We start from the raw sequence: 7249 nt of genomic DNA on the forward strand, positions 1-7249 counted from the left end.
CTGGGGGGACGCGGCGCCCGCGGCCCTGGCGGCCGCGGCGGAGCTGCCGCAGGATGTGGCGTCGGTCGTGGCACATGGCGGTCGTGTGGACATGGCCGAACCGGTGTTGGGAAAGGTGCGCGCGCCCACCCTCCTGCTCCTGGAGAGCGGGGACTCGTTCGTGCGCGAGCTGGGGGAGTGGTCGAGGGCCCACCTGGGAGGTCCCTCGGAGCTGGACGTGGTCTCGGGGGCCGACCGTCTTCTCGGCGGGACACGGCAGTGGCGCGAGGTCGCGGTGCGCACTCTGGACTGGTTCGACCGGTACCTGTTCCGTCGCGCCGAGTAGACGGGGACCGGGCCGAAGAGGCTACAGCGGTTCGACCGGAGATACTTTCCGGGTAAGACGTTCGAGTCCGTTCCGTGACCCGGGCAATGGAAAACCCGCGGCGCCCTCGACATGAACGTCGGGGCGCCGCGGGTCATCGGGGCCGGGGCCTTCCGGAAAGAGTTCCGCGTGGGGAATGACGCGCGGACTTAGGCGGCGTTGGCGCGTCGCATACGACGACGGCGCTCAGAGGCGCGCTCGTCCTCGTTCAGACCACCCCAGGTGCCGTACTTCTCCGGACGCGAGATCGCATAGTCCAGGCAGTCGGTCCGAACCGGGCAGGCCGCACAGATCTCCTTGGCCTTGCGCTCACGAATCTCCCGCTCCGGCTGGCGCTCGCCATCCGGGCCGAAGAAGAGCACAAGGTCCTCGCCCCGGCACGCGGCGGCATCCTGCCACCCCCAGCTCGGGCGGGGGCGCAGCGCGGCCTGCCGACGTACCTGAGACATGCTTGAACCACCTCTACTGAAATCACTAGTAAGCTGTCTTAAAAAGCTTCAGTCACCAACAAGTCGGTCACGCGGCGCGAGGCACCCCGCACGACGCAAACGTCGTGCGGTGCAGGTGTTGTTCCCCGGTGTGGCTGAGACCACGAAAAGCACCATCACAGCAGGCGATGCCTGTCGATGAAGGGGTGCTCTCACGCGAACGGCCGCGGAGGCGGTGACAGCCTCCGTCCGAGCCGGTACGTAATCATGCCATCCCCACTCCCGATCGTGCACGGGGGGTGGAGAAATTACTCGTTCAACTGTTACCGAAACCTGATGCCTGACACCAGATCTGTGGTTATTTGTCCGAGTTTGTCGCAGATCACATGTACGACCGTCTTGCGAAGGACAAGGGACATCGTATGGCGCTATGTCGCCCCTGCCTAGGGGGTCCCCCTGATGCGCCCATCACATTCTGGTCGCCGTAGGTCTGCGAGATTGGGTGGGACCGTATGTCATCACCCTCCGCGAGGAACGACCGGGTGCTCGCGAGACCCGACGAGGTTCGTTGTGTCGCCCGTGTCCCGCGGCGTCCCCTAAGGGTGGGGCCAGGGATCCAAGGTGGAACAGGGCATGGTGTCCGAGCGTCCCAGACGATAGAAAACAGGATGCGTTCGATCGAATCCTCGACGAACGGCATCCGCGTCCAGGACCGACTCAAGGAGACGAATCACCGTGGCCCTCTTGCGGCTCATTCTCAACATCATCTGGATCTTCGTCGCCGGGTTCTGGCTGGCGCTCGGCTACGTGTTCGCCGGCGTCATCTGCTGCGTCCTCATCGTCACCATCCCGTTCGGGGTCGCGTCCTTCCGCATGGCCAAGTACGCCATTTGGCCGTTCGGCCGTGACCTCGTGCGCCGTCAGGGAGCCGGAGGCGGTTCCACCTTCCTGAACATCATCTGGCTGATCGTCGCCGGATGGTGGCTGGCCATCGGTCACATCGTCACGGCCGCCGGCCTGGCCGTGACCATCATCGGGATCCCCATGGCCTGGGCCTCCATCAAGATGATCCCCGTCGCCCTGGCGCCCTTCGGCAACGAGATCGTCGAGAGCGGGCACGCTCGGGAACCTTGGCAGTTCTGACGGAGTTGTGTCCTTCACAGGGTCGGCCAGAACCCGGACCCTGTACCGTGCATCAACCCCACTGCGACACCCGAGAACCGTCCCCCTTCCATCCCCCGCATCAGACGAAACGGCATACGGGTGGTCGCCGTCGACGAGCGACCTCGGTATGACCACCGGAGAATGGAGTCCATGTGCAAGCCCAGCGGCCGGGAGTTTGGGCGCTCCTGAACAAGTGGCTCGTGTCCCGCAGAGCCCGCGCCGAACGCCTCGCCCACCTGGAAGCGCAGGAAGAGGCCCGGGCCAAGGCCGAGGCCAAGGTGGAACAGGAGAAGCGGGCCGCGGCCGAACAGGACGACGTCGGCGCCGGCGACCTGCTGCGAATGGTCAGTGACGTCGCCTGGCGGATCCTGCTCATCGGCGTCGTGGTGGGACTGTTCGTCTACGCGGTCATCCACCTGTCGGTGATCACCCTGCCGGTGGTGCTCGCCGTCTTCATCACCGCCCTGCTCATGCCGTTGGCCAACTGGCTGCGGAGCAAGGGACTGGGACGGGGATCCTCGACCGCACTGTCCGTCCTCGCCGCACTGGTCGTGCTGAGCGGCGTGATCACCATGATCGTCTCGCCCGCGATCCAGGGTTTCGACGGACTGGTCACCAGCGTCAGCAGCGCCTTCGTCGAGCTTCAGAAGGTGGAGATCCCCTTCATCGACCAGGCGTTGTTCACCGAGATGCTGAACAATGCCTGGGCCCAGGTCCAGGGGATGATCACCGACAACACCGACCAGCTGCTCAGCGGTGCCTGGACCGCGGGAACGGCCGTGGTACAGCTCCTGCTCGGCCTGGTCCTGATCATCGCCATGACCGTGTACTTCGTGCACTCCGGCGACAAACTCATGGACTGGGTCGTCACCCTGCTGCCGCCCAAGTCCCGCCCCGGCCTGCGGCACGCCAGTGGCGTCGCCTACGGGGTGATGGGTCGCTACGTGCGGGGTGTGGCGATGGTCGGTGTCATCGACGCCGTCGGTATCGGCATCTTCCTGTTCATCTTCTTGGACGTGAACCTGGCCATTCCGCTGATCGTTCTGACGTTCATCGGTGCGTTCCTGCCGGTCATCGGTGCCTTCCTCACCGGTCTGCTGGCGGCCCTGGTGGCCCTGGTGGCCGAAGGTCCGGTCATCGCGCTGATCATCGTGATCGCGGTCGTCGTGGTCCAGCAGGCCGAGAGCAGCTTCTTCGCCCCCCGGATCTACGGGCAGGCCTTGGAACTTCCCTCACCCGTCGTGCTGATCGCGATCACCGCGGGCGGCATCCTCGGCAACATCCCCGGCATGTTCCTGGCTACTCCGATCGCCGCCGTTCTGGCCGCGTTGCTGCGCAACCGCCCTCCGGTCAGCACCGAGAACAGCTCGGGTGGGGAAGGGGAACCCCGTCCGGTGACCGCGGACAAAGCGGTCGTGGTGGTGGCCCAGAGCGAGGAGACGGCCGAACCGGTCAAGGGGACCAAGGACAAGGCCGTCAAGGACAGGACGGACAAGGACGGGGAGCAGGGATGAGGACCTGACGTGAGCCCGCGCCCACGGCGCGGGGGAATGGCGGCGCCCCCGAACCCGTTGTGAGGGTCGGGGGCACGCCTGTGCGCACTTCGGCCCCGCGCCCGGGGCGATCCGGGGAAAACCCTTCGCCCACCCCTCCACCCGTGCCGTTAGGCTGGGTCGGTCCGCCGGGGCGCCCCCGCCCACCCGACCCCACCCGCCGGTCCCACGAACAGGGGCCCGGCCGCGTGCGGTCCAGGGTCGCCACCGACCGTCACACCACCTTGAGGAAGCTCCACCCATGCTGATCGCCACCGACCTCGAAATGCGAGTCGGAGCCCGACTCCTTCTGGAGCCGACGACCTTCCAGGTCGCCGCGGGTGACCGGATCGGTCTGGTCGGCCGCAACGGTGCGGGTAAGACCACCATGACCAAGGTCCTGGCGGGTGAGGGACTGCCCACCGGTGGGACGGTCACCTCGTCCGGCACCATCGGCTACCTGCCCCAGGACCCCCGTACCGGAGACCTGGACGTCATCGCCAAGGACCGTGTGCTGTCCGCCCGCGGGATCGACGAGGCGCTGCGCGGACTGCGCGAGGCCGAGAAGAAGATGGCCAGCGACCACGAGAAGACCCGGAACAAGGGCGTTCGCCAGTACGCGCGGTGGGAGGAGCGCCTCCACGTGCTGGGCGGGTACGCCGCGGACTCCGAGGCCTCGGCCATCGCCTCCAGCCTGGGCCTGCCGGACAAGGTCCTCGGCCAGCCGCTGCACACCCTCTCCGGTGGTCAGCGGCGCCGCATCGAGCTGGCCCGCATCCTGTTCAGCGGCGCCGACACGCTGCTCCTGGACGAGCCCACCAACCACCTGGACGCAGACTCCATCGTCTGGCTGCGCGATTTCCTCAAGACCCACCAGGGCGGGCTCATCGTGATCAGTCACGATGTCGAACTGGTCGAGCACGTGGTCAACAAGGTCTTCTACCTGGACGCCAACCGCAGCGTCATGGACATCTACAACATGGGCTGGAAGCAATACCAGATCCAGCGCGAGGACGACGAACGTCGACGCCGCAGTGAACTGGCCAACGCCGAGAAGAAGGCCGACACCCTGCGCAAGCAGGCCGAGCGCTTCCGCTACAAGGCCACCAAGGCCCGTGCGGCCCAGCAGATGCTCAACCGCGCCGACAAGATCGTGGACGGGGTGCAGGGGGTCCGCAAGGCCGACAAGGTCGCCAAGCTGCGTTTCCCGGACCCGGCCCCCTGCGGTCGCACACCGCTCATGGCCGAGGGGCTGTCCAAGTCCTACGGTTCGCTGGAGATCTTCACCGGGGTGGACCTGGCCATCGACAAGGGCAGCCGGGTGGTCATCCTGGGGCTCAACGGAGCGGGCAAGACGACCCTGCTGCGACTCCTGGGCGGGGTCGAGGAGGCCGACACCGGTCGGGTCGTTCCGGGCCATGGTCTCAAGCTGGGGTACTACGCCCAGGAACACGAGACCCTGGACGTGGACCGCAGCGTTCTGGAGAACATGATGAGCGCGGCCCCGGACCTGCCCGAGGTGGAGGCGCGCAAGACCCTGGGTTCGTTCCTGTTCACCGGCGACGACGTCGAAAAGCCCGCCGGTGTGCTCTCCGGTGGTGAGAAGACCCGGCTGGCCCTGGCCACGCTGGTGGTCTCCAGCGCCAACGTGCTGCTGCTCGACGAGCCCACGAACAACCTGGACCCGGCCAGCCGCGAGGAGATCCTCTCGGCGCTGCGCAACTACAAGGGCGCGATCGTCCTGGTGACACACGACGAGGGCGCCGTCGACGCCCTTCAGCCAGAGCGGGTCATCATGCTCCCGGACGGGGTCGAGGACATGTGGAACGCCGACTTCGAGGACCTCATCGCCCTGGCCTGAGTCGGCCCGTGGGAACACGGTGAAAGAAGGGGTGGACGCCCAGAAGGCTGGGAGGTTCACCCCTCCTTCGTTTCGGACGTGGTTTGTGTGGCGCCGAAATCTCGGTCACCCGGTGTGTCCACCATCGGTTGTGGCGGTGCGGGACGCCCATGCCTGATCATGACTGTGGTCCCGGCCCTCATGGCGCCGGACTGTCTTGAACGGGAGAGAACTGTGAGTGACGAGTTGAGGAAGGGCGCCCGGGTCTCGGGTGCCGGTCGCGCGGAGCTGGCCGCCGAGCTCAAGCGCCGCTACGACGAGGGGGAGAGCATCCGCGGCCTGGCCGCGGCCACGGGGCGTTCCTACGGTTTCGTGCACCGCCTGTTGGGCGAGGCCGGCGTGGAACTGCGCGGGCGAGGCGGGGCGACACGCAAGGCGTGACGGTCGGTGGCGTCGCCTGGGTTACCGGCGAGTAGGGTCGGGGTGTCACACCGATCCGACGGAGGAACACATGTCCCAGGCCCAGCAGGAGACCGGCGCTCGGCAGGCGCCCACCGAGGAGGAGCTGACCCGCGCGGGACTGCGCCTGTCGGTGGAGGGCGCTGTCGCCCGCATCACCATCGCCCGCCCTGAGCGCCGCAACGCGATGACCGGTCGCACCTGGACGACCATGGCCCACATCGGCCAGACGCTCCCCGGGGATGTCCGAATCGTCGTCATCTCCGGGGAGGGCGACATCTTCTCCGCGGGCATCGACCTCAACATGTTCACCCCCGAAGGGGTGGACGGGGAACGCTCGATCGTCGCCGGGCTGGCCGAGGGGACCACGGACGACTCCGAGCTGGACGCCTACATCGCCGAACTCCAGGAGGGCTTCCGCTGGTTGCGCCGCCCCGACCTGGTCACCATCGCCGCCGTGCGCGGACACGCGATCGGCGCCGGGTTCCAGCTGGCCCTCTCATGTGACCTGCGCATCCTCGCCGACGACGCCAAGTTCTGCATGAAGGAACCCGCCCTGGGGCTGGTGCCGGACCTGACCGGCACCAAGCCCCTGGTGGACATCGTCGGCGTCCACCGTGCCGTCGAGATCTGCCTGACCGCCCGCAAGGTCGGTGCCGATGAGGCCCGCGAAATCGGTCTCGCGACCCTCGTCGTGGGCGCCGACGAACTCGACGCTGCCGTCGACGACGCCGTCGCCGGGCTCCTCGCGGTCAACGCCGACGCCGCCGTCGCGACCAAGGCGCTCCTGCAGCAGGCCGTGGACAACACCCTGGAAGAGCAGTGCGCCGCCGAGCGCAAGGCCCAGGCCGGCCGCCTCACCGCCATGGTCAAGGCCATGACCGCCGGCTCCTGATCTCGGCCTCGGGGCTCGCCCGCGTACGGTCGGGGACGGGAGGGGAGAGATCCGTATCACCGGGGAAATGCCCCCGTCCCGTCCCCGCTTCGAGGCGATCTCTAGTACGCTGCTGCAAGCGGTCGTTCAATGCCGCGCGCATAAGAGCGCGCCGGGCCGCCAAGACGCGGAGAGCGTGTCGACCCGGTCGACGTCACTCTTGACCCGAAGAGCACACGAACCCCACACGATTCGGGGTCGCTTCCGCGTGTGATCAGGCGCGTTTGTGTGATTTCTTCGCTGGGTCCGCTGTGACCGCGTGAAGCCTTCCTCGAAACGCCGCCAAACGATGAGGAAGGTACACGTCACTTGACGACGGACACTGCCGTAATGCCTGCCTTCGACAGCCTTGGCCTTCCCAAGGACATCGTCGAGGAGTTGGCCAAGAACGGTGTGACCACCCCGTTCCCGATCCAGGCCGCCACCATTCCCGATGCCATCGAGGGCCGCGACGTCCTCGGTTGCGGCCGCACCGGATCGGGCAAGACCCTGGCCTTCGGCCTGCCGGTCCTGATGCGCTGCTCCGAG

Annotated in this window: 7 protein-coding genes and 1 pseudogene; 7 read left to right on the plus strand and 1 reads right to left on the minus strand. The window is 67.3% G+C overall.

Annotation, left to right across the window (positions count from 1 at the left end; translation table 11 throughout):
* A pseudogene (locus tag K8V84_RS19570) lies at positions 1-325 on the plus strand (phosphoribosyltransferase); the annotation flags it as partial.
* Positions 326-513: 188 nt separating this feature from the next.
* On the opposite strand, the gene K8V84_RS19575 reads toward K8V84_RS19570, so the two are convergent.
* Positions 514-813 carry a WhiB family transcriptional regulator gene (locus tag K8V84_RS19575; protein ID WP_017588640.1) on the minus strand — a complete coding sequence of 100 codons (300 nt, stop codon included), beginning with the start codon at positions 811-813 and terminating at the stop codon, positions 514-516.
* Positions 814-1527: 714 nt separating this feature from the next.
* On the opposite strand from K8V84_RS19575, the gene K8V84_RS19580 reads away from it, so the two are divergent.
* The 6 genes from K8V84_RS19580 to K8V84_RS19605 all read left to right on the plus strand — a co-directional run.
* Positions 1528-1935, plus strand: coding sequence for a YccF domain-containing protein (locus K8V84_RS19580; RefSeq protein WP_304077071.1), 408 nt, complete (start codon positions 1528-1530; stop codon positions 1933-1935).
* A 173-nt stretch (positions 1936-2108) separates the two neighbouring features.
* A complete protein-coding gene (locus K8V84_RS19585) occupies positions 2109-3470 on the plus strand; it encodes an AI-2E family transporter (RefSeq protein ID WP_304077072.1) in 1362 nt (453 codons plus the stop codon).
* 280 nt (positions 3471-3750) lie between these two features.
* Positions 3751-5349 (plus strand): ABC-F family ATP-binding cassette domain-containing protein, encoded by a 1599-nt coding sequence (locus K8V84_RS19590; protein ID WP_304077073.1) that lies wholly within the window; start codon positions 3751-3753, stop codon positions 5347-5349.
* A gap of 213 nt (positions 5350-5562) precedes the next feature.
* Positions 5563-5769 (plus strand): helix-turn-helix domain-containing protein, encoded by a 207-nt coding sequence (locus K8V84_RS19595; RefSeq protein WP_304077074.1) that lies wholly within the window; start codon positions 5563-5565, stop codon positions 5767-5769.
* A 70-nt stretch (positions 5770-5839) separates the two neighbouring features.
* Complete coding sequence (locus K8V84_RS19600) at positions 5840-6682, plus strand: enoyl-CoA hydratase/isomerase family protein (protein WP_304077075.1); 843 nt, start codon at positions 5840-5842, stop codon at positions 6680-6682.
* A 369-nt stretch (positions 6683-7051) separates the two neighbouring features.
* Positions 7052-7249: DEAD/DEAH box helicase (locus K8V84_RS19605; RefSeq protein ID WP_304077076.1), on the plus strand; the 198-nt coding region annotated here is incomplete at its 3' end.

Origin of the sequence: Nocardiopsis listeri (genome assembly GCF_020741345.1) — a bacterium.
In the GTDB taxonomy this organism is placed as follows: Bacteria; Actinomycetota; Actinomycetes; order Streptosporangiales; family Streptosporangiaceae; genus Nocardiopsis; species Nocardiopsis listeri_A.